Genomic DNA, 25,897 nt, shown 5'->3' with positions numbered 1-25,897 from the left:
CCTCACCCCAGCCCTCTCCCCTGAGGGGAGAGGGAGCAGAGAGTGACCGAAGCCGAGTTTATTGCTGCCCTACGCTGGCTCCCACTACATCCTGCGGCGCGTGGTCTCGATGACGATACCGCGTTGCTCGACGCAGGCCCGCTTGTCGTCACGACAGACACGCTGGTCGAAGGCGTCCATTTCCTCCCGACCGACCCCGCACAGGACGTCGCGTGGAAGCTGGTCGCGACCAACCTTTCCGATCTCGCCGCGAAGGGCGCTACGCCCGAAGGCATCCTCCTCAACTACCCACTTGGCGACGATGCTTGGGACCGCGCGTTTCTCGAAGGGCTCGCCAACGTCCTGACCACCTTCGACACGAAGATCATCGGCGGCGACACCGTGACGCTGCCCCAGAACGCCCCCCGCGTCCTAACCGTCACTGCGTTCGGGAGCGACGCCGCCGCCCCTGCTCGCAAAGGCGCACGCGACGGCGACGCGCTCTACGTCACGGGCACGATCGGCGACGCGGGCGCAGGGCTAGCCATCGCACTCGGGAAGCAAGGCCCTGCCGAACTTCTGGCCGCGTACCGGCGCCCGCAGCCACGGCTCGCCGACGGCCGCATACTTGCCCCACAGGTCCACGCTATGATGGACGTTTCGGACGGCCTGCTCATCGACGCGTCCCGCATGGCCTCAGCCAGCAACCTCGCCATCAGCGTCGATCTCGCGCGCATCCCCCTCTCCAACGCTTATCGCGCCTTTTCCGGCGACCGGCTTGCCGCAGCCACCGCGGGAGACGACTACCAACTCCTTTTTGCTGCACCGCAAGATTTCGTCGCCGATGCCACGCGGATCGGCGGGTTCTCAGCCGGTTCGGGACTTACCCTTCACGACTGCGGCAAACCCGTCCCGCTCCCGCCAAGTCTAGGCTATGAACACAGCCCCCGAGGATAACTTGCGCAATGCCCCTGCACTGATAAGTTCCTTACATCGGGACTCGGCAAAGCCGGGACCGGAGAGGACCTGACAAGAGGGATAGCGCCGTATGACGACCGTCTATTTGGCCATGATCTGCGGCGTCATCGCCGTCCTATATGGTTTCGTCACCAGTCGGCAGGTGCTCGCGGCATCCCCCGGCAACGAGAAGATGCAGGACATCGCCGCCGCCATCCAGGAAGGCGCGAAGGCCTATCTCGGGCGGCAATATACCACGATCGCGATCGTCGGCGTCATCGTCGCGGCGATCCTCCTCTTTACGCTCGGCTTCACCTCGACGATCGGCTTCGTCATCGGTGCAGTGCTCTCGGGCGTCGCGGGCTATGTTGGGATGAACATCTCGGTCCGCGCCAACGTGCGCACCGCCGAGGCCGCGCGCGCATCGCTGCAGGCCGGTCTGACGATGGCGTTCCGATCGGGCGCGGTGACCGGCATGCTCGTGGCGGGTCTCGGTCTGCTCGCGATCAGCGCGTTCTTCTGGTACCTCACCGGCCCCGCAGGTCACGCCCCCAACGACCGGATCATCGTCGAGGCGCTCACCGCGCTCGCGTTCGGCGCCTCGCTGATCTCGATCTTCGCGCGGCTTGGCGGCGGTATCTTCACCAAGGCGGCGGACGTCGGCGCGGATCTGGTCGGCAAGGTCGAGGCGGGCATTCCCGAGGACGACCCCCGCAACCCCGCCGTGATCGCGGACAATGTCGGCGACAACGTTGGCGATTGCGCGGGAATGGCCGCCGATCTGTTCGAGACGTACGTCGTCACGCTCGGCGTCACGATGATCTCGATCGCGCTGCTGATCCAGGCGAGCGGCGCCGAGCTGATGCGGCTGATGACTCTCCCGCTGCTCGTCGGCGGGGTGTGCATCGTCACCTCGATCATCGGCACGTACATGGTGCGGCTCGGGGGCGGCAGCATCATGGGTGCGCTCTACAAAGGGTTCTTCACCTCGACGATCCTGTCGATCCCGGCGATCTATCTCGCCACGCAGTACGTGCTCGGCGACCTCCACCGCGTGATCGGCGGCGCGGGCTTCCTCGATCCCGCGACCGATGACCTAACGACGCAGGCCGCGCCGTCGCTGACGCAGAGCTTCACCGGGATGGACCTGTTCTGGTCGATGATGATCGGGCTCGTCGTGACCGGGCTGATCGTGTGGATCACCGAATATTATACCGGCACCAACCACCGCCCGGTCCAGTCGATCGCCAAGGCGTCGGAGACCGGCCACGGCACCAACGTCATTCAAGGCCTCGCGATCAGCCTCGAATCGACCGCGCTGCCGACGCTGGTGATCGTCGTCGCGGTGATCGTCGCGTATCAGCTCGCCGGGATCATCGGCATCGCCTTCGCTGCGACCGCGATGCTCGCGCAGGCCGGCATGGTCGTCGCGCTCGACGCGTACGGCCCCGTCACCGACAACGCAGGCGGCATCGCCGAGATGGCGGGGCTGCCCGATGACGTTCGCCAAAGGACCGATGCGCTCGACGCGGTCGGCAACACCACCAAGGCGGTCACCAAGGGCTATGCGATCGGCTCGGCCGGACTTGCCGCGCTCGTCCTATTTGGTGCGTACGCCACCGATCTCGCGACGTATTTTCCCGACGTCACGGTCGATTTCAGCCTTTCCAACCCGTACGTCATCGTCGGTCTGCTACTGGGTGCGCTGCTCCCCTATCTGTTCGGCGCGTTCGGCATGACCGCCGTCGGTCGCGCAGCTGGCGCCGTCGTCGAGGAAGTTCGCGAGCAATTCCGCAACAACCCCGGCATCATGCTCGGCACCAGCCGCCCCGACTATGCGCGGACGGTCGACCTCGTGACCAAGGCGGCGATCCGCGAGATGATCGTCCCCTCGCTGCTGCCGGTCCTGTCGCCACTCGCCGTGTATTTCATCATCACCGCGGTCGCAGGCCAGGCCGCCGGCTTCGCCTCGCTCGGCGCGATGCTGTTGGGCGTGATCGTATCCGGGCTGTTCGTCGCGATCTCGATGACGAGCGGCGGCGGCGCGTGGGACAACGCCAAGAAGTACATCGAGGACGGCCACCACGGCGGCAAGGGTTCCGAAGCGCACAAGGCCGCGATCACCGGTGACACGGTCGGCGACCCCTACAAGGATACTGCCGGCCCCGCGGTGAACCCGATGATCAAGATCACCAACATCGTGGCCCTGCTGCTGCTCGCGGCTCTGGCCGGCGGCGGCGTGGGGTAAGCTGAACAGGATCGCCGATCGGCCAGTTACGCTGGCCGCTCTGCGATCCATTCACTGCCCGGCGGTTCAATATTTGCCATTCATCCCGCGCGATAACAACGCAGTGCGCCGCGTGCACAATTTCCGCTCAGTCCCATCGACCTTGGTGTTGCACTAATCCGCTGCAGCCTCCTCTTGTGCCGGCTACCGAACGCGATACTCTGCGCAAACGGTCGTTGGGGAATGGCCGGGGGGGACTGATAATGACGTGGCGTATGAGCCTGCTGGCCGGTGCAATGATACCGACGATCGCGGTCGCGCAGACTGCGCCGCCGCCCGCCTCCGCGCCGAAGGCGAACGCCACGCTCTCGGACCGGGTGCTGGTCGAAACCTTTGCCAAACTGCCCGGCATCGCCAATCCGAAGCTCTCACCCGACGGCAGGCGTATCGCCGCGAAGATGGCGATCGACGGCGTCCAGGTTCTGGTCGTCGCGCCGCTGTTCCCCGGTGGCAAGCTCGCCGCGATCAAGGTCGGGGCGACGGTCGACATCAATTGGTGGCGCTGGGTCGGTGACGACTGGCTCGCGGTCGGCATCGGATCACAGGACATGCTGTACGGCGAGGACATCTACGTCACGCGCACGCTGGGCGTCAAAGCCGACATGACCAAGATCAACCGGATCGACTGGAAGAATTCAGGTGTCCGCGCGGACGAAATCCTGTGGGCGGCGCGCGACGGCACACCGCGTGTCCTGCTGTCGCGCCAGACCGGGATCGAAAGCGAAAGCCAATGGTATCCCTCGGTCTCCGAGGTGGATCTGTCGACCGGCAAGACCAAGACCGTCGCCGGCAGCCAGACGAACGTCTTCGACTGGTATGCCGATGGCGCAGGCGTCGTCCGGATGGGCTATCGGTACGAGGACGACACCCGCAAAGGCTCGCTTCTGTATCGCAGCGCCAATCGCGATTCGTTCAAGGTGATCGCATCGGCCCGCGGCAAGCAGGACATCGTCATCCCGGTGACGTTCCGCGCCGACGGCACGGCCATCGCGACGGACGATTCGGGCGGTCGCGACGAAGTGTTCGAGGTGTCGCTGCCCGACCTGAAGCTCGGCAAGAAGCTGTACGGCGCCGATAGCTACGACGTCGATGGCGTGGTCGAGAACGCGACCGGCGACGACATCGACGGCATCACCGTCACCGATCGCTTCGGCCATATTGTCTGGCTGAACCCCAAGCTGAAGGAAATCCAGGACGCGGTCGACAAGGCTGTCGGAGAGCGGCGCGCGCGCATCGTCTCCTGGGATCGCACCCGGTCAAAATTCCTCGTGCAGGTCGGCTCGCCATCGCAGGCGGGGGCTCTGTATTTCTACGATCCCGCGAACGGATCGATGCAGCGCTATTCGTGGCAGAACAGCGATCTGAAGGCGCGGACATTGTCGCCGGTGTCGACGATCCGGTACAAGGCGCGCGATGGCGTCGAGATCGAGGCACTGCTGACCCTGCCGCGCGGACACAGCCCGAAGAACCTGCCGCTGATCGTGTTGCCGCACGGCGGCCCGTTCGCGCGCGATTCGGAGGATTGGGACTGGTGGACGCAGTATCTGGCGGAAACCGGCTATGCCGTCGTCCAGCCCAATTACCGCGGGTCGTCGGGGTATGGCACCAGTTTCGCCAAGCTCGGCGAGGGGCAATGGGGCCTGAAGATGCAGGACGATCTCGACGATGCGATCACGCATCTGGCCACGCAGGGGATCGCCGATCCGAAGCGTGTGTGCATGGCCGGCGCGTCCTATGGCGGCTATGCGGCGATGCGCGCGGCGCAGCGGAACGGCACCGGCGATGCGGCGCCGTATCGGTGCGCGATTTCCTATGCCGGCGTGTCCGATCTGCAGTCGATGCAGCGCTATGACGGCAAGTTCCTGTACGGCAAGACGCGTGGTGACTGGCTGAAGAAGCAGGCGCCCGATTATCGCAGCGTCTCGCCGCGCTTCGGTGCGCAAACCTTCTCGATCCCGATTCTGATGCTGCACGGCAAGGAGGACAAGCGCGTGCCCGTAAAGCAGTCGCGGATGATGGCAGCGGCACTCAAAGAGGCGGGCAAGCCGTTCGAGTATATCGAACAACCGCTCGGCGATCATCATTTCACGCGTGGCGAGGACCGCCTCGAATTCCTGAAGGCAATGGGGGCATTCTTGACTAAGTATAATCCAGCATAACGCACGGATACTGCCCGCGAAAACTCCATAACGGAGCATATACGCCGACTGTGGATGCATCTTGTTTGGACGAACGCAGTTTTGTCTCCGCATCATCACCGAATGCGGAACCGTCCTGAGAATCACCTCTTCTACGGCGACAACCTTGCCGTCCTTCGCAAGGAGATCGCCGACGAAAGTGTCGACCTGATCTACCTCGACCCCCCGTTCAATTCGAACGCGAACTACGGCATCTTGTTCAAGGAACCCGACGGCAAGTCCTCCAACGCGCAGATCGAGGCGTTCGAGGACACCTGGCACTGGAACGAGACCGCCGAGGACGCCTTCGACCAGGTTGCCCGTAGCGGCAATACCAAGGCGTTCGACCTGTTGAACGCGATGCGCGGGTTTCTCGGCGACAACGACATGATGGCGTACCTGGCGATGATGGCGGTCCGCCTGCTCGAACTGGACCGCGTCTTGAAACCGACCGGCAGCCTGTATCTCCACTGCGATCCGACCGCGAGCCATTACCTGAAGCTGCTGCTCGACGCGATCTTCGGCAAGCGGCATTTCCAGAACGAGATCGTCTGGAGCTATCGCCGTTGGCCATCGGTCTCGCACCGGTTCCAGCGGATGCACGATTGCCTGCTATTCTACACCAAGAGCGAAAGCGGCAATCTGTTCAACACGCTCACGGTGCCGCCGTCGGCGAGTTCGCTGAAACGGTGGAAGGGATCGATGCAGAAGGTCACGTTCACGGCCGACGGCATGCGCAATCCGACGCGGGAATCGGGCACCTCGCTGGGTGTCGCTATGAACGACGTCTGGGAAATACCGATCATCGCCCCCGTCTCGAAGGAACGTCTCGGCTACCCGACGCAGAAGCCGGTAGCCCTACTGGAGCGCATCATCGCCGCCTCGTCGAACGAAGGCGACGTCGTGCTCGATCCGTTCTGCGGGTGCGGCACGGCGGTGCATGCCGCGGAGAAGCTCAAGCGACAATGGATCGGGATCGACGTAACGCATCTTGCCATCTCGCTGATCGAAAAGCGGATGAAGGACGCGTTTCCCGGCGTCACGTTCACCGTCGAGGGCACGCCGAAGGATCTCGCCTCCGCCTATGATCTCGCGCTGCGCGACAAATACCAGTTCCAGTGGTGGGCGGTCTCGATGGTCGACGCGTTGCCGTACGGCGGCAGGAAAAAGGGTGCGGATGGCGGGATCGACGGGCTGATCTACTTCAACGATCACGACCCGGCGTCGGGCAAGATGGTGACGCACCGCGCGATCGTGTCGGTGAAGGGCGGGCTCAATCCCGACACGGCGATGGTCGAAACGCTCGCCGCGACGATCGCACGCGAGAAGGCACCGATCGGCATTCTCATCATGAATGCCAAGCCGACACGCGAGATGGAGCGCCGCGCCGCCGCGGTCGGCATCTACCGCGCGGGTGTAGACGAGGCGTTTCCGAAGCTTCAGATCCTGATGCTCGCCGATCTGTTCCAAGGCAAGCGACCGCGCATTCCCAACGTCGACCGCGCTGCGTTCCGGCGTGCTGCGCGCGAGGCCACCGCGCTCCAACCGAGCCTGCTGTTATAGCGCCCGAGTCTGTCGCTCTTGTTCAATGGCTGTCGAAGGCCGATATACGGAACACGCAAGCGGGTGCGGGCATAACGTCCGTGTCCGCCTTCGGCTGTGCTTTCCTTTTTCGCGAACCTGCGGTAAGGGCGCTCGTCCCGAAATTCCCCCAATTCAGAGATTATATTTGGCCAAGGAAGAACTGCTCGAGATGCGCGGCCGCGTGGTGGAACTCCTCCCCAACGCGATGTTCCGGGTTCAGCTCGAAAACGACCACGAGATTCTCGGTCACACCGCTGGCAAGATGCGCAAGAACCGCATCCGCGTGCTGGTCGGCGACGAGGTGCTGTGCGAACTCACGCCGTACGATCTGACCAAGGGTCGCATCACCTACCGCTTCAAATAAGCGCCACGCGCCGTTCGTGCGGCGCGTAGCCCAAGCATCGAGGCACCAATGCTGGTCCTGGCCTCTTCCTCGCCCCGCCGCCGCGATCTGCTCGCACGGCTCGGTGTCGTGCCGTCGCGCGTGGAATCCCCCGACATTGACGAGAATCCGCGCAAGGCTGAACCGCCCCGCGCTTATGCGCTGCGCCTCGCGGTCGAAAAGGCCAGCGCCGTTAAGCGTGCCGAGGGTGAGATCGTGCTAGCCGGCGACACGACGATCGCGCTGGGCAGCCGTATCCTGCCGCCCGCCGACACGATCGAAATGCAGCGCGAGCTGCTCGGCAAGCTGTCGGGTCGGCGTCATCATTGCCTGTCCGCGGTCTGCGTGATCGACGCGACCGGCAAGGTGCGGACACGGATCGCCGACACGATCGTCGCGTTCAAGCCGCTCTCGCCTGCCGAGATCGACAATTATCTCGCGTGCGGCGAAGGTCTCGGCAAGGCCGGCGGCTATGCGATCCAAGGCCGCGCGGAAGCGTTCGTTCGCTTCCTGTCAGGCAGTCATTCGGGCGTGGTCGGCTTGCCCCTGTTCGAAACGCGGGCGCTGTTGAAGACCGCTGGCGTCGCGCTTGCCTGAGTGGCTTTACGAAGCTGGTATCGGCGAATCGCGCGCTGCGCTGGTGGAGAACGACCAGATTGTCGAAGCTGCGATCGAACTCGACACTAAGGCACTGAAGGTCGGCCTCGTTGCCCGCGCGCAGCTCGTCGAACTGCTGCCGGGCTGCCGCGGTCGCGTGATGCTCGACGGCGACGAGGCGCTGGTCAACCATCTCCCCCCGGGCATCACGCAGGGCGCGAGCCTGACAATCGAGATCGTCCGCGAGGCCCTACCCGAAGCGGGGCGTGCAAAGCTCGCCAAGGCCGTTCCCAGCGACCTGCCGCCCTGCCCCGCCCCGACGCTGTACGAGCGCCTCGTGGCAACCGGGCTGCCCGTCCGCAGCCCGCGCGCGCACGAACCCGATGCGCTGGAGGCGGCAGGCTGGTCCGAACTGCTCGACGAGGCCGTGAGTGGCGAAATCGTCTTCCCGCTCGGTGCGCTCCGGCTTTCGCCAACACCCGCGATGACGCTGTTCGACGTCGACGGTGCACCACCACTCGATACGCTTGCAGTCGCGGCCGCGCACGCTGTGGCGCGGGCGATCCGCCGACATGGCATCGGCGGCTCGATCGGGATCGATTTCCCGACGATCGCCGGCAAGGCGCAGCGCAACGCCGTCGCTGCCGCTATCGACGAATCGCTACCGCAACCGTTCGAGCGCACAGCGATGAACGGCTTCGGCTTTCTCCAGATCGTTCGGCCAAGGCGCCGCGCGTCGATCCCCGAGATTCTCTGCGCTGATCCGGTTGGTGCCGCGACCCGCGCGGCGCTCCGTACGCTCGAACGCACGCCGCCGACCGCCTCGCGCCGTCATACCCTGCCCGCAGCCGTCCATGCACTTCTGATGACGCGCCCGGATTGGCTCGCGGAACTCACGCGCCGTACGGGCGTCGTCCACGAACTGGAGAGTGCCCGATGACGCCCACCGCCCCCACCATCAAATGCCCGATCTGCGACCAGCCCGCAGTTGCCGAGTACAAGCCGTTCTGCTCGAGCCGCCACCGCGACCGCGACTTGCTGCAGTGGCTCGGCGAAGGCTATCGCATTCCCGGCCGATCAATTGCGCAAACGGGGCTGGACAGCGCCGAAGACCCCGACTAAACGCGCCCTTCCGATCGCAAGGTCGGACGCTTCTCCGGTCCCAGACCGGACGTGCCCGGATAGCTCAGTTGGTAGAGCATGCGACTGAAAATCGCAGTGTCGGCGGTTCGACCCCGTCTCCGGGCACCATTTTTCCTTGAGTTTTAGACGGATGACGCGGCAGGCAGCGCTGGTTGCATTCGTTTCCTTGCTCGCTGCTTACTAGCGGCCGCGGTCTCACGGTGTGGGCCGACTTCAGTAGAGGCTGTTACTAGGCGAGGCACATGCTCGGCATCTTGCGTGACGTTCGTGTTTGTGAAAAATTCGCCTCTTTTATGGGGGAGATGCTCGTGAACGCTTCCAACGAGACGGCCGGACTGCCGCTACCGTCGCAGCGGGTCCTGCTCACACGCATCGCCCTGTGGAGTGCCGCCGCGGGACTGCTCGCTGCACCGGCAATCGCGATGATCTTCACCGATGCGGTGCGATGGGACGCCGCCGACTTTCTTGCCGCCGCACTGCTTTTGGCGGGCATCGGCCTGACGATCGAATGCGCCATCCGGCATATTCACGGCTCGGGCCTGCGTATTCTGGCGATCTGCGCTACGCTTGCCATCGGGCTGCTGATCTGGGCCGATGCCGCGGTGGGCGTTTTCTGAAGAGATCATCCCACTCGATGACGGCGCGATCGCCTTTGCACCGAAAGCTGATTGCGCCCGGCGTTTTCTGCAGATGTTGAGGAACCCGAGGATACCGTAACACGACCCTATGCGCGAGTTGCCACGCCAGCCGTTACTATGCAGCAGTCGTCCTCAGTCGCCGCGATTTCGTACCGCAGCTTTGCACATCGATCGAACGACCCGATCCCGCGCCTAGCGCGTCACGCGCGTTACATGGCCCATCTTTCGCCCCGGCCGTGCGGTGCCCTTGCCGTACAGGTGCAGGTGCGCGCCGGGCTCGCCAAGCAAGTCCGCCCAGCGATCCGCGTCGTCGCCGATCAGGTTCTCCATCGTCCCTTCGCGCCCGGTCAGCGTCGTCGCGCCGAGCGGCAGGCCGCAGATCGCGCGGATGTGGTTTTCGAATTGCGAGCACTCGGCGCCCTCGATCGTCCAGTGGCCGGAATTGTGCACGCGGGGGGCCATCTCGTTGAACACCGGGCCGCCGGCGCCGACGAAGAACTCGCACGCCAGCACGCCGACATAGGCGAGTTCGGCCGCGATCCGTTCGGCCAGTGCGGCGGCCTCGTCGGCCTGGGCCAGTACGGCGGCGGGTGCGGGGACGGTGGAGTGGCGGAGGATCGCGTCGCGGTGGACGTTGAGTGGCGGATCGTAGCGCGCGATGGTGCCGTCGAGGCCGCGGGCGATCAGGATCGAGAACTCGTTGTCGAACGGGACGAAGGCTTCGAGCACCGCGGGGCCGCCGATCGTGTCCCAGGCGGCTCGCGCGTCGTCGGGAGTGTCGATCTTGACCTGCCCCTTGCCGTCATAGCCGAAGCGCGCTGTCTTGAGGATGGCGGGGGTGCCGATCGTCTTCAGGCCCGCCTGCAGGCTTTCGAGGCTGTCGACCGCGGCCCAGGGTGCCGGGCGGCCGCCGACACTCTCCACGAAGCGTTTTTCGCCGATGCGTTCCTGTGCGACGCGGAGAGCGCGCGGGCTTGGGTGGACTGGGACGCGGTCTGCGAGCCATTCCACGGGCTCGACCGCGATGTTCTCGAACTCGTAGGTGATGACGTCGCAGGCGTCGGCGAAGTCGGCGAGCACGATGCGGTTGTGATAGTCGGCGCGCGTCATGGTCGAGGCGGACTGTGCGGCGACGCTCTCCTGGTCGGGCGCGAGGACGTGCGTGTGATAGCCGAGCTGGGCCGCGGAGGTCGCGAGCATGCGGCCGAGTTGGCCGCCGCCTAGGATACCGATGGTCGATCCGGGGGGAAGCGGCGTCATATCTCGGCGTCCTTTAGGCGGGGTCGGTGGCGACGGAGTCGGTCTGTGCAGTGCGCCAGGCTTTAAGGCGCTCGGCGAGTGCATCGTCGGAGGTCGCGAGGATAGCGGCCGCCAGAAGGCCGGCGTTGATCGCGCCGGGCTTGCCGATCGCGAGCGTGCCGACCGGGATGCCGCCGGGCATCTGGACGATCGAGAGCAGGCTATCCATGCCCTTCAGCGCCTTCGATTCGACGGGGACGCCGAGCACCGGGAGGTGAGTCATCGAAGCGGCCATGCCGGGGAGGTGCGCCGCGCCGCCTGCGCCTGCGATCACCACCTTCAGGCCGCGATCGGCGGCTGTGGTCGCATAGTCGTAGAGGCGTTGCGGGGTGCGGTGCGCGGAGACAACCTTCGTTTCATGCGCGACGTCGAGCGCGTCGAGCGTCTCGGCGGCGTGGCGCATCGTCTCCCAATCGGAGGTGCTGCCCATGATGATGCCGACTAGAGCCACGATCGCCCCCCTGATTCAAGGAGCGCCGTGCCTAGCGACGTGGGGGGGCAAGGGCAACGGTGTTGGTGGAGCCGGCAGCGACCAGCCAGCGAGCGCCATCGACATTGCCCCTGCCGCACCTCCCCGGCGGAGGCCGGGGTCCAGTTGGGGAACGTCGCTAACCGCGGACGGCGTTCCGTTATTGCCACCTTTCCAACTGGGCCCCGGCCTTCGCCGGGGTGGTGTGACTTGCCCGGAGGAAGTCAGCGCTCGCTGAGGTAGTAGCGGTCGGTGGCGTTCAGGTCGGCGTCGAGTTCGTAGACGATCGGCTGGCCGGTCGGGATCTCCAGGCTGGTGATCTCGTCGTCGGGGATGTTGGACAGGTGCTTGACCAGCGCGCGGAGCGAGTTGCCGTGCGCGGAGATCAGGATGCGCTGGCCGTCCTTGAGCGCGGGGGCGATGCGCTCGTCCCAATAGGGGAGGACGCGAGCGATGGTGTCCTTGAGGCTTTCCGTCTTGGGGATGGCGATGCCGGCGTAGCGGCGGTCCTTGGACAGGTCGAACTCGCTGTCGTCCTCCAAGACCGGGGGCGGGACGTCGAAGCTACGGCGCCAGATATGGACCTGCGCGTCGCCGTGCTTGGCGGCGGTCTCGGCCTTGTCGAGGCCCGTGAGGCCACCGTAATGCCGCTCGTTGAGGCGCCAGTCCTTCTCCACCGGGAGCCAGAGCCGGCCCATCGCCTCCAGCGCGATGTTGAGCGTCTTGATGGCCCGCGTTTGGAGGCTGACGAAGGTCTGGTCGAAGTCGAGGCCCTTGGCGGCCATCAGCTCGCCGGCGGCCTTGGCCTCGGCCTCACCCTTGGCGGTCATGTCGACGTCCCACCAGCCGGTGAAGCGGTTCTCGAGGTTCCAGGTGGACTGGCCGTGGCGGATCAGGACTAGGGTCGGCATTCGGGCTCCTGGGGTGGCGGGACTGAACGGAAGGGTTCAAAGGTTAGGATAAGGTTAGGCCAACGCACGGTCCGCAGCGCTTGAACCCAAGCCTCCGAACCGTGCCAAGTCGTTGTTATTAGGTCAAATCTCGTCGATCATACCGGCAAGCGTCTCGAGCATCGCGTGCGCAAGCTGTTTCGAGCGCTCGGGCGACCAGCCGAACTCGGGATCGGCATTGGCGTCGTGATCCTTGAACGGCATCTCCAGCGTCATCGACACCGCGCCGAAACGCTCGGCAAGCTGGTTGGTCGACATCGACAGGTTCGCGGTCCCAGGTGCGGACTTCGGATAGCCCTTCTCGGTCTGGAAATCGGGCGTGTGCGCCGCGAGACGACGGCCGTAGTCGTAGAATTTCTCACCGTGCGCGTCGGTCCAGGAGGGGATGCCTTCGAAACCGGCGATGAAGTTCGCCGGGATCGCCTCGTCGCCGTGGATGTCCATCGCGACATCGACGCCGGTCAGGTCCATCGCATTGCGCACGCACAGGACTTCGGGGCTCTTCTCGGGCGTCGGCGTGTGCCATTCGCGGTTGAGGTTCACCCCCACGGCATTGGTGCGCAGATGACCGCGGCGCGTGCCATCCGGGTTCATGTTCGGAACGACGTTGAAGGTCGCCTTCGCCAACAGCGCGGCAGTGATCGGATTGGCCGAATCGGTCAGCCGCTCCAGCGCGCCTTCCATCCACCATTCGGTCATCGATTCGCCGGGGTGCTGGCGACCGTAGATCCAGACCTGCTTCGGGCCCGAGCCGATCCTGAAGCAATCGATCGCCTGACCATCGAGCGACTGGCCGAGTTCGCGGTGCGTGACGCCCGGCAACAGCGCGGTGCGTGCTACCAGAGCTTCGTGCATCTCCATCGTGTACGGCGCAAAATACGCGAACCAGGCGAGATCGGTATCGGCGGTGAAGTCGAATTCGAGCACGCCATTTTCATAGCGTGTCTCGATCATCCGCCACGCCTGCCGATCGGTGCTGGCACGCGTCTTGTAGCCCGGCCAGCCGAACGGATAGGCCGACTTGCCGGCATTCAGGATACGGTAGGTCAGCGTGCGGCCGGCCGCGCCCGCCACGCGGAAGTAGAACCACTGGAAGAAATCGGACTGGAAATCGGTGACGATCTCCAGATCGATTCGGTCTCCCTCGATGGCAACAACACGGATGTTGCCGCCATCGAAGGCTGCGTTGACGGTCGGGCTCATGGTTTGCGCGTTCATTTCACCTGGATAGTGCGACCGGACTCCCCGGGGAACCCCATGAACAATGCGCGGGCAAGCTTGTCGGCCTGGATATCGGTCCGGGCATCCTCCTTGCGGGCATCGGCGAACGACTGTGCGCGACCTTCCCAGACGGGCGACTGATCGGCGGTGCGCTTGATCGTCACCGACAGTTCGGAGACGAGGATCGCGGTGCTCCCGCCACCGCCGATCGGGAAGCCGACCCCGCCGCCGAGCCCGACGCCACCACCGCCACCACGACGACCGCCGCCACCGCTGAAGCCGCCGCCACCGATGCCGATGCTGATCGGCGACTGCTTGGGTGGCCCTGCCTGCGTGGTGCGGGTGAAGCCGACGGTCGCCACCAGCAGCGGCTTGGCGCCGGGTGCGGGGACGCTGTAGCCGGCCTGGAGCAGCTGCCCCTGCACGGCAGCTGCATAAGTCTTGAACTCGATGCTGGCCGGGCCGCCGGCGGTCAGCGGCTGGACGGCGATGGTGCCGCGGTCGATCGGCTCGCCGAGATGATAGCGCAGCACCTCGGTCGGCGGCAGCGACGGGCCGGTCGCGCACGCGGTGAGGGATGCGCTTGCCAGCGCCAGGACCAGGATCGAACGAACCGCCATCGGGACTTCCTTAGAATGTTGCGCTATAGTAACGCTCCGACCAGCCGAGTGGGTTCCCGGATGGTAGGAGCGTGTCCGTTGCTTGACTTGGACACACCCCGCCATTAGGCGATCCCGTCTTTCCGCACACCTAGATTTGAAAAGAAGCGAATCGATCATGAAGATCCGCAATTCCCTGAAGTCGCTCAAGGATCGTCACCGCGATAACCGCGTGATCCGTCGTCGTGGCCGTACCTACGTCATCAACAAGACCAACCGTCGCTTCAAGGCACGCCAGGGCTAACACCCTGATAACGGCCGTCATCTTCGACGTCGGTCGTGTCCTTTACGACTGGGATCCCCGGATCCTGTACGAGCGCCTGATCGACGACGATCGGGCGCTCGACGTGTTCCTGCGCGACGTCGTGACGATCGATTGGCACTTCCAGCACGACGCTGGCCGCGACTTCGCCGACACCTCGGCGGAGCTTGCCGCGTTGCATCCGCAGCATGCCGACTTGATCGCTGCCTGGGGGCCGCGATTCAACGAGAGCATCGGTGCGCGAATCGCCGGGATGCAGGAGATCGTCGAGGAGCTGGACGCAGCCGGCATACCGCTGTTCGCGATCACGAACTTTAGCCACGAGTTCTGGCCACCCTTCCGCACGCGTGAAGCGCATCTGTTCGACCGGTTCCGCGACGTGGTCGTGTCGGGCGAGGAGAAGATGGTGAAGCCCGATGCGGCGATCTATCGGCTGGCGCTGAAGCGATTCGGGCTGGCGGCGGAGGAGGCTGTGTTCGTCGACGATAACGCGGCGAACGTCGCGGGCGCGCAGGCGTTGGGGATCGAATCGGTGCTGTTTACCGATGCGGCGGATTTTCGTGCGCGGTTGGTCGAGCTTGGACTCGCGATCGCGAGCTGACCCGCCGACATCTGTACAAAGATTGTTTCCCCGCGAAGGCGGGGACCCAGACTGGGCTCCCGCCTTCGCGGGAGAACAAGGAAGGGATTACTGCCCTCGCCTATCGGCAATCACTGCTCCAGCGAGATCGACTGGCGCAGATTCGCTACCGCCGTCTCCTGATCCGCGACAGGTGCCTCCGGAATCATCCCACCCTCGAAATCGTCCGTCACCGTCACGGTCGTCCCCAGCGTGGTCACCCCGAACAACTGCTTCGCAAAGCCGAGCGGCACGCGGATGCAGCCGTGCGACGCGGGGAAACCCGGGTTGCGGCCTGCATGGATCGCGATGCCGTCCCAGGTCAGCCGCTGCATGAACGGCATCGACGCATCGTCGTACAGGCTCGATTTGTGGACCGCATTCTTCTGCAGGATCGGATAGGTGCCGGCCGGCGTGTCCTTGCCATCCTTGCCGCTGGAGATCGTGGTCGCCGCGATCATTACCGACCCGCGATAGACGAACGTGCGCTGCTCCATCAGGCTGACGACGATGCTGACGGGCTCGCTGGAGCCATTGTCCTTCCAGACGAACTGGTTGGGCGAGAGTTCGGTTGCGGCCTGTTCGATCGGCATCGCAGCGATGGCGGCAGCCGATGCGGCCTGCGCGGGATTTGCGCCCGCAAGGATCGCAAAGGTCAGCCCCATTGCCATGAAAGACCGCGCCATCCCGTTCGCCATCTTGCCCATTGTCGCGTCCGTCCTCGAATCCCGATATTTCCGCCCAACGCGCGATTCTCGAAAACGTGCCGTCGGAGGATTGAGTCGACGAACCGACCCCAAGCCGGGGTAGTTCGAGGGAACGGACCCACAACCAGTGGAAATGGTTGCAGAATATTCACGGAAAATCGGCTATAGGATGTTCTAAGAAACGGGGCAATTTCGGGAAAATCGATGCACGACGAGCAAGGTCTTGTGCGCGAACGACGCGCGCTTCTGAAGAATGGTTTGGTATTGGCGGGGGCTTTGGTGGTGCCGGGGGCAGTGTCGGCGACGACGCGTCTCGGACGTCCACTGACCGCACGTGATTTGAAGCCGATGACGCAGCCACCGCTGCCGCGCACGACGGTCGCACTGACGTCGCCCAAGGTAGTCCGTCCCGACCTGCTGCGTCAGGCGATGGCGTCGCTCAGCCGCCACGGCAGCCGCATCCAGCATCACGACCGGATCGCGATCGCAGATTTCGCGGCACCGTCGGGCAAGCCGCGCTTCCACTTCATCGATCTCGCCAGTGGGCGCAGCACGTCGCTGCTGGTCGCGCATGGCAGCGGCTCGGATCCGGCGCACACCGGGTATCTGGAGCGCTTCTCGAACCGCTTCGGCTCGAACGCCTCGTCCGAGGGTGCTTTCGTCACGGACGATTATTACGTCGGCAAGCATGGCCGTTCGCAGCGCCTGATCGGGCTCGATCCGACCAACGACAACGCGCTTGACCGTGCGATCGTCGTGCATTCGGCATGGTACGCGAACAAGGACATGATTGAGAGCCACGGCATGCTCGGTCGCAGCCAGGGGTGCTTCGCGGTCGGCGAGCGCGATCTGGACCAGGTGTTCGCACGGCTTGGTGCCGGCCGAATGATCTACGCCGCCAAGGTCTGAAATACCGGCCCGGACCGCGTTACTCCGCGGTCTGGGCCATGCGGCTTTGCTGCATCCTCCGGCGGGCGCGACGTACGCCGCCGATGAGCCCCGACCACAACAGCGCTTCGACGCCGGCATAGCCGAGCCCGAGATGATCGGGGCGCACCGCCAGCACGTCTTGCAGGCTGACCGTCCCGGCACGCAGCCCTGCCCGGCCGATATCGCCCCAGCGCCGCGCGGTCTCCCAGCGGATCAGGCGGATGTCGTGTGCCGAGCAGTCGTGCGTCGCCAGAAAGTCCGCCTGGATGACACTCAGCGCACTGCCCAGCGTCGCCAGTGCGGCGCGATCGGGCACTGGGCGCTTGGCCATGTTGTGCAGCATGATCAGGCGCGCGATCCGCTCCGCGCGATCGTCGAACAGCCGGGCGTAGCGTTCGGTCAGGACACGGACCGAGGCCGCCTCCATCGTATCGACGAACCGCTTCGAGACGCCTCCGGGGTGGACGCGGTACAGCACCAGCGCCTCGTCCAGCCGCGCGATCGCGCCGAAATGCTGGATCCGCTGGTACAGGTCGAAATCCTCGGCATACAGGAGCTCCGGCCGGGTCACCGGGTCGAGCTGTCGCGCCACCTCCGTCCGCATCATCGTCGACGACCAGACCAGCGGGTTCTCGATACAGGTCAGCCATGCGACCAGCGCGGGCGTGGTGGTCGGCGCGTAGCTGGACGGACCGACCACGCCGGCGGTCAGGAGTTCGGCGGCGGTGCCCAGCAAGACGGTGTCTGGATGCGCGTCGAGATACGCGACCTGACGGGCGAAGCGATCGGGGCGGCAGATATCGTCATGGTCGAGCGCGGCGATGTAGCGGCCGCGTGCCTCGGCAAACCCGCGATTGCGCGCGAGTACCGGGCCGCCGTTTTTCGCCATCTGGACCAGTCGCACGCGCGGATCTGGCCAAGCGCGCACCACCTCGCGCGTGTCGTCGGTCGAGCAGTCGTCGACGACGATCACCTCGAAATCGGTGAAGGTCTGGGCTTGCAGGCTGGCGAGCGTCTCCTCGATCAACCCGGCGCCATTATACGCGGCCATGACCACGCTAACAGCGGGGCTCACGACGGGATCAGCCGTTCGGTCGTCCGACGTCACGCTGCTGCCAGTGCCTTCGATGCCATCACCTGATCGATTATCATCAACCCCACGTCGTTCTGCCAGAGCCATAAGCCATTGGCCTGCCCGGAGAAACTGGATTCGCCACCGAGAGCACCCCAGGGCACGAAGCCGGCGGCGAGGCCAAGACCGTAGAGGCCGGGGATCGGTCCGCCCTGATCGTCGACGATCCGGCAGTGGCGGTCGACCATCGGCTTTCCGTCATGCGCGGCGAGCGGCATCTGCGCGCCGTCGCGGTCGGCGAGCGGCATCGCGATCGGTCGATAGCCCAGCGCCGCGATGACGAGGTCGGCGTCCGCGATCGCCGCCCGTGCGACCGCATCGTCGTCGCCCGTGATCCGGTGCAGCGCCACGCGGGGATCGGGCACGCGACCGTCGATGGCGAGCATCCGCAGCACTAGGTCGCGCGCTTCGAGGCGGAAACCCGCGAGGCGGTAGACGAAGCCGGACACCGGGCAGATGTCGTTGGGGCCGAAATCGGTGAACCCCTCGGCATGCGCAGCCTCGACCGAATGATAGAAGGGGCGGAGCGGCTTGCGGTGCAGGAGCGTGATAGCCCCTGCCCCGAGCGGCAGCGGCGGCTGGCTCTTCAGCAACAGCGCGATCGTGGTAAGCGCGCTGGTCGAACCGCCGATCACCGCGATCTTCGGCGCCCGCTTGCCGGTCAGGATATCGGCGACCTTCTCGAACCCGCCGGTCGTCAGCACGTCGTCGGACTGGAGCAGGCGCCCGCTCGCCAGCTCGATCAGGCCGGCCCCCGCGACCTGCTGCGTGGCGAGCCGGTCGAGCGGCTGGTGACCGCCGGTCGCGACGACGATGTTGCGCGCGAGTTGCTCGAAGACGTGGCCGTCGGCGAGGCGGCGGACCTGTACGCTCCACAGGCCTTCGCCGACGCGCTTTGCACCTAGCGCCTCGTGCCCGGTAAGCACGACGCCGCCATTGCCGCGGACGATATCGGTCAGCCGGTCGCCGGTCGCGCGCAACAGCGGCCCGACCTCGGTCAACGGTACGCCCAGTGCGCCCTCGTGCGCCGCGACCGCGCGTCCGGCGGGATGATCGACCAGCCGGGCGAGTTCGGGATGCACATTGTCTCGGACCGCGGTCAGGAAGGTCTGCGCGGTCGAATCCGACGTAATCGCATAGCGACCGAGCCGCCCGCCGCCGATCGCATTGCCGCGCTCGATCACCATCAGCCCCGACGCGGCGAGATCGGGGAGCAGGCCGCGCTTGGTCGCCGAGGTGAGCATCGCCGTCCCGGCGGGACCGCCGCCGATCACGATCACCGAGGCGATCTTGCCGTTCGCGCCGCGCACCGACGCACGCCGGTCGAGCGGCCGGACGATCGCGGCGCAGGCGTTCGCGAGCGCTTCGGCGGCACGTCGCGCGTCTGCGACCGACATCGCATCGGTGATCGGCAGCGACAGCATCCGCCCGGCGATCCTGTCGGCGACCGGGGTCGGCTCGATCATCGCGGTCGCCTGGAACCAGGGCTGTTCACCGAGATGCGGGCTGAAATAGCGACCGCAGCCGACACCGTCCGCCTCGATCGCCTCGACGATCGCATCGCGGTGGTGCGCGATGTGCTCGGGAAGCAGCACCGGCATGAACTGCATCGAGCGACGCCGGCCCGATACCGCCTGGAACTGGAAATCGGGGAGCGTGGCGCGATAGGTTTCCTCGAGCGCGGCGCGGTGGTCGGCGATTCCGTCGATCTCGGCCAGCTTGGTCTGCGCCATGATCGCGGTGATCTCGGGCAGCTTGGCGTTGATGCCGGGCAGCGTCGCGTTGCGGCTGCCTTCGAACCCGAAATTCCCCATCGAGCGGAGCGTCGCGATCAGGTCGACGTCGCCGCTGTGGATCAAGCCGCCCTCGCCGACTGCGAACGTCTTGGTCGCGTGCATCGAATGGACCACCGCGAACGGCGCGCGCGCACCGAAGCCGAGCCCTGCATCGTCGAGCGTGCCGAGCGACGAGGCCGCGTCGATCACGATTCCAACGCCGTAGCGGCGCTGGAAATGCACGTAGCGGTCGAGGTCGATCGCGTTGCCGAACGTTGCGTACGGCACGACCACGCCGATCCGCTCGCCGTGGCGCTGGAGCAGCCGCTCCTCCTCGAGCGCGCACGCACCCCAATCGTTTGCGTCGATGTCGCATACCAGCGGCGTCAGCCCCGCCCATGCCGCCGCCTGCGCGGTCGCGGCGAAGGTGAGCGCGGGCATCAGCGCAAGCGTGCCCTGCTTTGGGTTCAGACCACCGGTCCGCATCCCCGATGCGTGGCGGATCGCGAGCATCAGCCCGAGCGTGGCATTGCCGACGGCGAGGCTGGCACCGTGGCCGCCGAAGAGCTTATCGGTGACGCCAGCCTCGAACGCGCGAACCTCGGGGCCGTTGTTGCTGAACACGCCCGACGCCTCGACGCGGCGCAATGCATCGAGGTGCTCGCTCAGCCGCGGCGGGTTCGGCGCGATCAGGGGGAGGCGTTTCATCGGCGATCCGGTCTGTTGTGCCGCAGACCTATGATCCACGGCCTCCTAAGAACCAGTAAAGCTGCCACATTTCGACCGATGAAGGGCGATGTTTTCCTTACATCATCCCGGCACATGTCCGGGATGATGCAAGACTAATCAACGTATTAGCGGAAGGCTGATGTAACTTTCGTCGGGTCCGGCGACCGTCACCTTCTGCGTCGCCTTCACGTAATCCTTGGGTTGCGCGAAGAAGATGTTCGGGACGAAGGTCTGCGGATTGCGATCGTAGAGCGGGAACCAGCTCGACTGCACCTGCACCATGATCTTGTGACCGGGCAGGAAGACGTGGTTGGTGGTCGGCAGCGCGAACTTGTATTTCAAGGGCACGTTCGCCGCGATCGGCTTGGCCACGGCGAGGTCCTCGCGGTAGCGGCCGCGGAAGATGTCCATCGCCACCGATAGTTGATAGCCCGCCATCGCCTTGTCGCCGGGATAGACGTCCGGATACACGTCGATGAGCTTCACCACCCAGTCGCTGTCGGTGCCGCTGGTCGAGGCGGTCAGGTTCACCTCCGGCACGCCCGCGATCGTGGTCGGCGTGGTGAGCGCATCGGTGATGAAGGTCAGCACGTCGGGACGGCCCGAGACGGCGCGCTGGTCGTCGACCAGCCACTGTTTCCACGTCGATCCGCTTGCATAGGTCGGCAGCGTCGGGCGCACGCGGTAGCTGACCGGCGTGGCCGGATCGGAGATATAGTCCGCGGTCGTCGCCGCGCCGCCCGTGGCCTGGAAGCCGAGCGTGCCACCGGGCTTGAGGTAGAGTGGCGTGCCCGCGGTCGGCGCGGTCGGCCACTTGTCGAGCCCCTGCCATTCGTTGCGGCCCGACTGGAACATCGTCACCGGGGCGACGTCCATCGCCGGTTGGTCGCTCTTCAGATAATGCGCGAGGAACGGCGCGAGGACGTGCCAGCGCCACCATTTGGCGGTGTCGGCATCCCATTTGATCGCGCCCAGCGCACTGCCGTTGCCGACTTCCTGCCCGTGATACCAGGGGCCCATCGACAGGTAGACCATGTCGTTGGCGGTGTCCTTGGACTCCAGCGCGCGATAGACCGCGGGCGCGCCGTAGATGTCCTCCTGATCCCACAGGCCACCGACGATCAGCGTCGGCACCTTGAGCGGCTGGCCGGCGAGCACGGTGTCCATCGCCTGGGTCGACCAGAACGAGTCGTACGCAGGATGCTGCGTGATCTTGCGCCAAAAGCCGAGCTGTTCGAGCCCCTGCGCCTTGCCGATCGCGCCGGCCGAGCCGCCCTTGAGATAATAGTCGTAATCGTCCGCGGTGTCGGTGATCCACGGCGTGCCGGCATCCTTGGTCGCTTCCTGGCCGAGGACGTACGGCATCATGCCCTCGCGGAACGCACCGTTGTGAAACCAGTCATCGCCGCGCCAGCCATCGACCATCGGGTTCATCGGCACCGAGACCTTGAGCGCGGGATGCGGATTGATCAGCGCCATCAGCGGCAGGAAGCCGTCATAGCTGATCCCGCTGATCCCGACGCGCCCGTTCGATTCGGGGACGTGCTTCACCAGCCAGTCGATCGTGTCGTAGGTGTCGGTCGAATCGTCGGTCTTGGTCGGGTTCTGCGGCGTGCCGGCGCGTGCGGGGTTCATCATGTAGATGCCCTGCGATCCGTGCATCCCGCGGACGTCCTGGATCACGCGGATATAGCCCGCCGCGGCGATCACGTCGCCCGCGCCGTCGCCGTGTTCGAGGATGCCGGCATAGGTGCCGCTGTCGACCTTGGTCTGGCCGTCGGCATCATAGGGCGTGCGCGTCATCAGGATGCCCGCGTCCTTCGCGCCCTTCGGCACGATGATGACGGTGTGGAGCTTCACTCCGTCCCGCATCGGGATCTCGACCACCTTGCGCACATAATCGTAGCCGACGTCGCGTGGCGCCATCTTGGCGGGACGTTCGTCGTAATTCTGCGCGGTCGCGGGGGCGGTTGTCGCGGTAGCCAGCGCGGCGATGGCGCAGGCGGCAAACAGACGGGTCGTGGATTTCATTTTCTTCTTCCTTCCCTCCCGGACCGAAAAAGAAAAAGGCCCGCCTTTCCGTGTGGAAAGACGAGCCCCTCTCGTAGCAATTCAGGCGATCAGGCCGTCCGCGTGCCGGTCAGCGGGAAACTGCCGAAGGCGCCGGCCGCGACGCTGCCCTTGAGGACGTCGTCCTCGACGGTCGCCTTGCAGTCGAGCGTCATCGGCATCGGCACGGTCATGCTCTGCTTCCAGGTGATCGTGTCGCCATCGACGTCACCGGTGACGTCCATGCCGCCCATCGCGCCCGACACCGCACCGGTGAAGGTGCTGCCGGCGCTGTTGACGGTCAGCGTCATTTTCTGGTCGCCCAGCGGCGACTTGACCACGCAATCCCAGCTGCCATCGACGTTTGCCATTGCTCTCTCTCCTGAAACACCGCCCGGCAACGCCCGGGCTCTTGAACCTAATTGGCGCCGGCAACCGACGCCGCTGGGATGACCTCGACCGGGAGGCCGATGCTGTCAAGCTGCGGGCGCACCGTCTTCGCATCGCCGACAACGACCCAGATCGTCTTCCGCGGATCAAGCGCCTGCTGGATCGCGGTGTTGAGTTGCGGCAGGTTAAGGCCCTGGTATCGCTGCGTGATCGTCGCATAGTAATTGTCGGGCCGCTTGAGCAGATCGTTCTGCTGCATCGCGCCCAGCACCGCGTCGGACGTCTCGAAATTACCCGACAGCGAGCGGATCGCGCCGTTGATCGCACGGTCGAACTCCGCCTGGGTCATCGGCTCCTTGCCGAGGAACGCGCCGACATCGTTGCGCAGCGCCGTGATCGACGGGCCGGTCTGGTCCGCCTGCACCGGTGCCGACAGGATGTACGGCGCGGCATTCTCCGACTGCTGGAAGCGACCCGAGACGCCGTAGGACCAGTGCTTGCTCTCGCGCAGGTCCATGTTGACGCGGCCGAGAAAGCTGCCGCCGAGCGCATCGTTCGCGGTCGCGATCGGCAACAGGTCCTGCGTGCCCTTCAATCCAGTCGGCACGCCCGCGATGATCAGCGACTGCGGGCTGTCCGGCCGGTCGATCAGGACGATCTTCGGCGCGAACGGCGTCACGGTCGCCGGGAACGCCTTCACGCCCGCCGCGCCGGTCGGCCGCCATGTTCCGAAGCGCGCATCGAGCGCGGCCTTCACCTCGGTGAGCGGACGATCGCTGACGACGAAGATCTTCGCCTTGTCGGGCCGCAGCCATGCCTGCTGGAACGCGACCAGATCGGCGCGGGTCAGCGCCGCCACCGCCTTCGGATCGCCGCTGCCCTGCGCCTTTGCATAGGGCGAGTTCGGCCCGAGCAGCGGCGGCAGGACACGCGTTGCCAGACCCTGCGGGCTGGTCAGCTCCTGCGCGATCTGTGCGAGCTGCTGGTTCTTGACGCGCGCTACCTCGGCATCGGCGAATGCCGGGTTCTGCGCGATGTCGGCGAACAGGTCGACCGCGGGTGCGAGATTGGCGCTCGGCACCTGCAACGACAGGAAGGTCCGGTCGTTCGACGCGCCCGTGCCGATCTCCGCGCCGAGCCGCTCCTTGGCTTCGGCGAGTGCGACCGAATCGCGGGTCGGCGTGCCCTCGTCCATCATCGACAGCGTCAGTTGCTGCGTACCGAGCTTGCCGGGGACGTCGGCCGCGACGCCCGCATCGAAGCTGAGCACTGCCTGCGTTACGGGAACGGCGGTGCGCTGTGCGTAGACCAGCTCGATACCGTTCGCGAGGCGGGTACGCTGGACCGCCGGGAAGCTGAGGCCGGCAACCGTGCCGACGCCGGGCAGCGGCCCCCGCGTGCCCTTGAACGGCACGTCCGCGGCGGGCGGCACGTCGACCTTGGGCGGCACGACCGCGTTGGCATAGGCATCGCGCTGACCCTGCACGACGGTCAGCGAATAGGCCGGGCGCGACAGCCACTTCGCCGCGGCGGCCTTCACGCTCGCCGGCGTTTCGGCGGCGAGCTGCAACAGCTGTTTCTTGTAGAAGCCCGGATCGTTCGAATACAGCGCGCCCTCGGCCAGCGTCACCGCCTTGCCGCCGAAGCCACCGACGGACTCCAAGCCCTCCATCGTGCTGGCCGCGGTGGTCGTCGCGACACGGCTGACTTCGTCGGCGGTCGGCCCGTTCTTGATGAAGTCCGCCATGATCTCGTCGATCCGCTTCGACACGAGCGCGGGGTCGACGCCCTGCCGGACGATCGCGCGGATGCCGAACATGCCGAGCTGGCTGAAGCTGCGATTATAGGCGGAGATGCTGACGACGAGCTTCTCCTTCTTGACCAGCGCGGTGTCGAACCGGCTGCTGGCGAGGCCGCCGAGCACGCCCGCCGCGACGTCGAGCGCCGTGCCGTCCTTGTCGTTCAAGCCGGGGACCACCCAGTTGCGGCTGATCATCACCGCCGCGACCCGGTCCTTGATCGTCTCGTTCACCGGCGCAGGCAGGGTCGGGATCGGCGCGGGCGGGACGATGCTCTCGGGGCCCTTTGGAATCCCACCAAAATACTTCTCCGCGAGCCGCTTGGCGGTCGCCGCATCGACGTCGCCAGCGAGCACCAGCACGGCGTTGTTCGGGCCGTAATGATCCTTGAACCAGTCCTTCACCGTCTGCAGCGAGGCGGCGTCGAGATCCGCCATCGAGCCGATCGTGGTGTGGCCGTACGGGTGATCCGCGGGGAACAGGCCCTCGGTGATCTTGTACTGCGTCAGGCCGTAGGGCTGGTTGTCGCCCTGTCGCTTCTCGTTCTGAACGACGCCGCGCTGCTCGTCGAGCACGCCTTGGGTGATCGCGCCGGTGAGATAGCCCATGCGATCGGATTCGAGGAACAGCGCGCGGTCGAGCGCCGCGGTCGGCACCGTCTCGAAATAATTGGTGCGATCGAAATAGGTGGTGCCGTTGAAGTCGGTCGCGCCGACCTGCTTCAGCGGCTCGAAGAAGTCGCCCGGTGCATTCTCGGAGCCGTTGAACATCAGATGCTCGAACAGATGCGCAAAGCCGGTCTTGCCCTTGGGCTCGAACTTCGACCCGACATTGTACCAGACGCTGACCGCGACGACGGGCGCCTTGCGGTCGGTATGCACGACGACGCGCAGGCCGTTCTTCAGCGTGAACTGCTGATAGGGGATATCGACCGACTTCACGAGATCGGCAACCGGCGCAGGCTTTGCCGCAGGGGTCGTCGGGCGCTGGCCTTGACCGTATGCGGGCGCGACGAGGGCAATTGCGGCGACGCCGGCAAGCGCGGTCATTTTCAAAGCCATATGCGAACATTACCCCGTGTTTCAGAATGATATCGTCGCAGCATAGCCACGCTTTGTCGCCGGGCAACAGATAGATATATCGAATTTCGAGGAGGTTCTCGA

23 protein-coding genes and 1 tRNA gene are annotated in these 25,897 nt (G+C 65.6%); 13 read left to right on the top strand and 11 right to left on the bottom strand.

The annotated features are described in order from the left end of the window. Window positions 1-42: 42 nt before the first annotated feature. From thiL to C8J25_RS16170, 10 genes are all read left to right on the top strand, one after another. Complete coding sequence (gene thiL, locus C8J25_RS16215; RefSeq protein WP_107955428.1) at window positions 43-936, top strand: thiamine-phosphate kinase; 894 nt, start codon at window positions 43-45, stop codon at window positions 934-936. Between the two features lie 91 nt (window positions 937-1,027). Continuing rightward, window positions 1,028-3,184: a sodium-translocating pyrophosphatase gene (locus tag C8J25_RS16210; protein ID WP_107955427.1), complete on the top strand. Its 2,157-nt coding sequence runs from the start codon at window positions 1,028-1,030 to the stop codon at window positions 3,182-3,184. Between the two features lie 242 nt (window positions 3,185-3,426). Next, on the top strand, window positions 3,427-5,382 hold the full coding sequence (locus tag C8J25_RS16205; protein WP_107955426.1) for an alpha/beta hydrolase family protein: 1,956 nt from the start codon (window positions 3,427-3,429) through the stop codon (window positions 5,380-5,382). A gap of 102 nt (window positions 5,383-5,484) precedes the next feature. Continuing rightward, window positions 5,485-6,963: a DNA methyltransferase gene (locus C8J25_RS16200; protein WP_107955425.1), complete on the top strand. Its 1,479-nt coding sequence runs from the start codon at window positions 5,485-5,487 to the stop codon at window positions 6,961-6,963. 166 nt (window positions 6,964-7,129) lie between these two features. Further along, complete coding sequence (gene infA, locus C8J25_RS16195; RefSeq protein ID WP_031441079.1) at window positions 7,130-7,348, top strand: translation initiation factor IF-1; 219 nt, start codon at window positions 7,130-7,132, stop codon at window positions 7,346-7,348. Between the two features lie 48 nt (window positions 7,349-7,396). After that, window positions 7,397-7,963 (top strand): Maf family protein, encoded by a 567-nt coding sequence (locus tag C8J25_RS16190; RefSeq protein WP_107955424.1) that lies wholly within the window; start codon window positions 7,397-7,399, stop codon window positions 7,961-7,963. Then, a complete protein-coding gene (locus C8J25_RS16185) occupies window positions 7,956-8,903 on the top strand; it encodes a ribonuclease (protein WP_107955423.1) in 948 nt (315 codons plus the stop codon). The genes C8J25_RS16190 and C8J25_RS16185 overlap by 8 nt, the downstream gene beginning before the upstream one ends. After that, window positions 8,900-9,085, top strand: coding sequence for a DNA gyrase inhibitor YacG (locus tag C8J25_RS16180; RefSeq protein WP_107955422.1), 186 nt, complete (start codon window positions 8,900-8,902; stop codon window positions 9,083-9,085). The genes C8J25_RS16185 and C8J25_RS16180 overlap by 4 nt, the downstream gene beginning before the upstream one ends. Before the next feature lie 53 nt (window positions 9,086-9,138). Further along, a tRNA-Phe gene (locus tag C8J25_RS16175) sits at window positions 9,139-9,214 on the top strand. 134 nt (window positions 9,215-9,348) lie between these two features. Further along, window positions 9,349-9,723 (top strand): hypothetical protein, encoded by a 375-nt coding sequence (locus tag C8J25_RS16170; RefSeq protein WP_244187160.1) that lies wholly within the window; start codon window positions 9,349-9,351, stop codon window positions 9,721-9,723. Between the two features lie 213 nt (window positions 9,724-9,936). Here the strand turns inward: C8J25_RS16170 and C8J25_RS16165 are convergent, their stop codons facing one another. The 5 genes from C8J25_RS16165 to C8J25_RS16145 form a co-directional block, all read right to left on the bottom strand. After that, window positions 9,937-11,004 carry a 5-(carboxyamino)imidazole ribonucleotide synthase gene (locus C8J25_RS16165; RefSeq protein ID WP_107955421.1) on the bottom strand — a complete coding sequence of 356 codons (1,068 nt, stop codon included), beginning with the start codon at window positions 11,002-11,004 and terminating at the stop codon, window positions 9,937-9,939. A 13-nt stretch (window positions 11,005-11,017) separates the two neighbouring features. Continuing rightward, window positions 11,018-11,473: a 5-(carboxyamino)imidazole ribonucleotide mutase gene (gene purE / locus C8J25_RS16160; protein ID WP_107955420.1), complete on the bottom strand. Its 456-nt coding sequence runs from the start codon at window positions 11,471-11,473 to the stop codon at window positions 11,018-11,020. Between the two features lie 263 nt (window positions 11,474-11,736). Beyond that, window positions 11,737-12,423 (bottom strand): 2,3-diphosphoglycerate-dependent phosphoglycerate mutase, encoded by a 687-nt coding sequence (gpmA, locus tag C8J25_RS16155; protein WP_107955419.1) that lies wholly within the window; start codon window positions 12,421-12,423, stop codon window positions 11,737-11,739. 123 nt (window positions 12,424-12,546) lie between these two features. Continuing rightward, window positions 12,547-13,665 (bottom strand): M14 family metallopeptidase, encoded by a 1,119-nt coding sequence (locus C8J25_RS16150; RefSeq protein WP_107955563.1) that lies wholly within the window; start codon window positions 13,663-13,665, stop codon window positions 12,547-12,549. Window positions 13,666-13,676: 11 nt separating this feature from the next. Beyond that, a complete protein-coding gene (locus C8J25_RS16145) occupies window positions 13,677-14,303 on the bottom strand; it encodes a DUF4136 domain-containing protein (RefSeq protein WP_056063889.1) in 627 nt (208 codons plus the stop codon). A 157-nt stretch (window positions 14,304-14,460) separates the two neighbouring features. Here C8J25_RS16145 and ykgO point away from each other — a divergent pair, with 157 nt between their 5' ends. Both ykgO and C8J25_RS16135 read left to right on the top strand, forming a co-directional pair. Then, window positions 14,461-14,586, top strand: coding sequence for a type B 50S ribosomal protein L36 (gene ykgO / locus C8J25_RS16140; protein ID WP_003046794.1), 126 nt, complete (start codon window positions 14,461-14,463; stop codon window positions 14,584-14,586). A gap of 4 nt (window positions 14,587-14,590) precedes the next feature. Continuing rightward, entirely contained in the window at window positions 14,591-15,205 is a 615-nt protein-coding gene (locus tag C8J25_RS16135; protein ID WP_107955562.1) for an HAD family hydrolase, read from the top strand. 110 nt (window positions 15,206-15,315) lie between these two features. Here C8J25_RS16135 and C8J25_RS16130 read toward each other — a convergent pair whose 3' ends face one another. Further along, a complete protein-coding gene (locus C8J25_RS16130) occupies window positions 15,316-15,930 on the bottom strand; it encodes a L,D-transpeptidase family protein (protein WP_244187159.1) in 615 nt (204 codons plus the stop codon). Between the two features lie 204 nt (window positions 15,931-16,134). Here C8J25_RS16130 and C8J25_RS16125 point away from each other — a divergent pair, with 204 nt between their 5' ends. Beyond that, a complete protein-coding gene (locus tag C8J25_RS16125; RefSeq protein WP_056063892.1) occupies window positions 16,135-16,839 on the top strand; it encodes a murein L,D-transpeptidase catalytic domain family protein in 705 nt (234 codons plus the stop codon). A 19-nt stretch (window positions 16,840-16,858) separates the two neighbouring features. On the opposite strand, the gene C8J25_RS16120 is transcribed toward C8J25_RS16125, so the two are convergent. The 5 genes from C8J25_RS16120 to C8J25_RS16100 all read right to left on the bottom strand — a co-directional run bounded on the left by C8J25_RS16120 (window position 16,859) and on the right by C8J25_RS16100 (window position 25,795). After that, complete coding sequence (locus C8J25_RS16120) at window positions 16,859-17,935, bottom strand: glycosyltransferase family 2 protein (RefSeq protein ID WP_244187158.1); 1,077 nt, start codon at window positions 17,933-17,935, stop codon at window positions 16,859-16,861. Window positions 17,936-17,964: 29 nt separating this feature from the next. Beyond that, window positions 17,965-20,475, bottom strand: a complete 2,511-nt coding sequence (locus C8J25_RS16115) for a DegT/DnrJ/EryC1/StrS family aminotransferase (RefSeq protein WP_107955418.1) — start codon at window positions 20,473-20,475, stop codon at window positions 17,965-17,967. A 138-nt stretch (window positions 20,476-20,613) separates the two neighbouring features. Next, the gene (locus tag C8J25_RS16110) at window positions 20,614-22,527 is read right to left on the bottom strand and encodes a CocE/NonD family hydrolase (protein ID WP_107955417.1); all 1,914 of its coding nucleotides are present in this window, start codon (window positions 22,525-22,527) and stop codon (window positions 20,614-20,616) included. A gap of 89 nt (window positions 22,528-22,616) precedes the next feature. Next, window positions 22,617-22,916: a hypothetical protein gene (locus C8J25_RS16105; protein WP_060525867.1), complete on the bottom strand. Its 300-nt coding sequence runs from the start codon at window positions 22,914-22,916 to the stop codon at window positions 22,617-22,619. A gap of 47 nt (window positions 22,917-22,963) precedes the next feature. Continuing rightward, window positions 22,964-25,795 (bottom strand): M16 family metallopeptidase, encoded by a 2,832-nt coding sequence (locus C8J25_RS16100; RefSeq protein ID WP_107955416.1) that lies wholly within the window; start codon window positions 25,793-25,795, stop codon window positions 22,964-22,966. Window positions 25,796-25,897: the final 102 nt, after the last annotated feature.

The organism is Sphingomonas faeni (genome assembly GCF_003053745.1).
Classification (GTDB): domain Bacteria; phylum Pseudomonadota; class Alphaproteobacteria; order Sphingomonadales; family Sphingomonadaceae; genus Sphingomonas; species Sphingomonas faeni.
The sequence above is the reverse complement of the archived record's forward strand: the minus strand, read 5'-3'. Positions and strand labels throughout refer to the sequence as shown.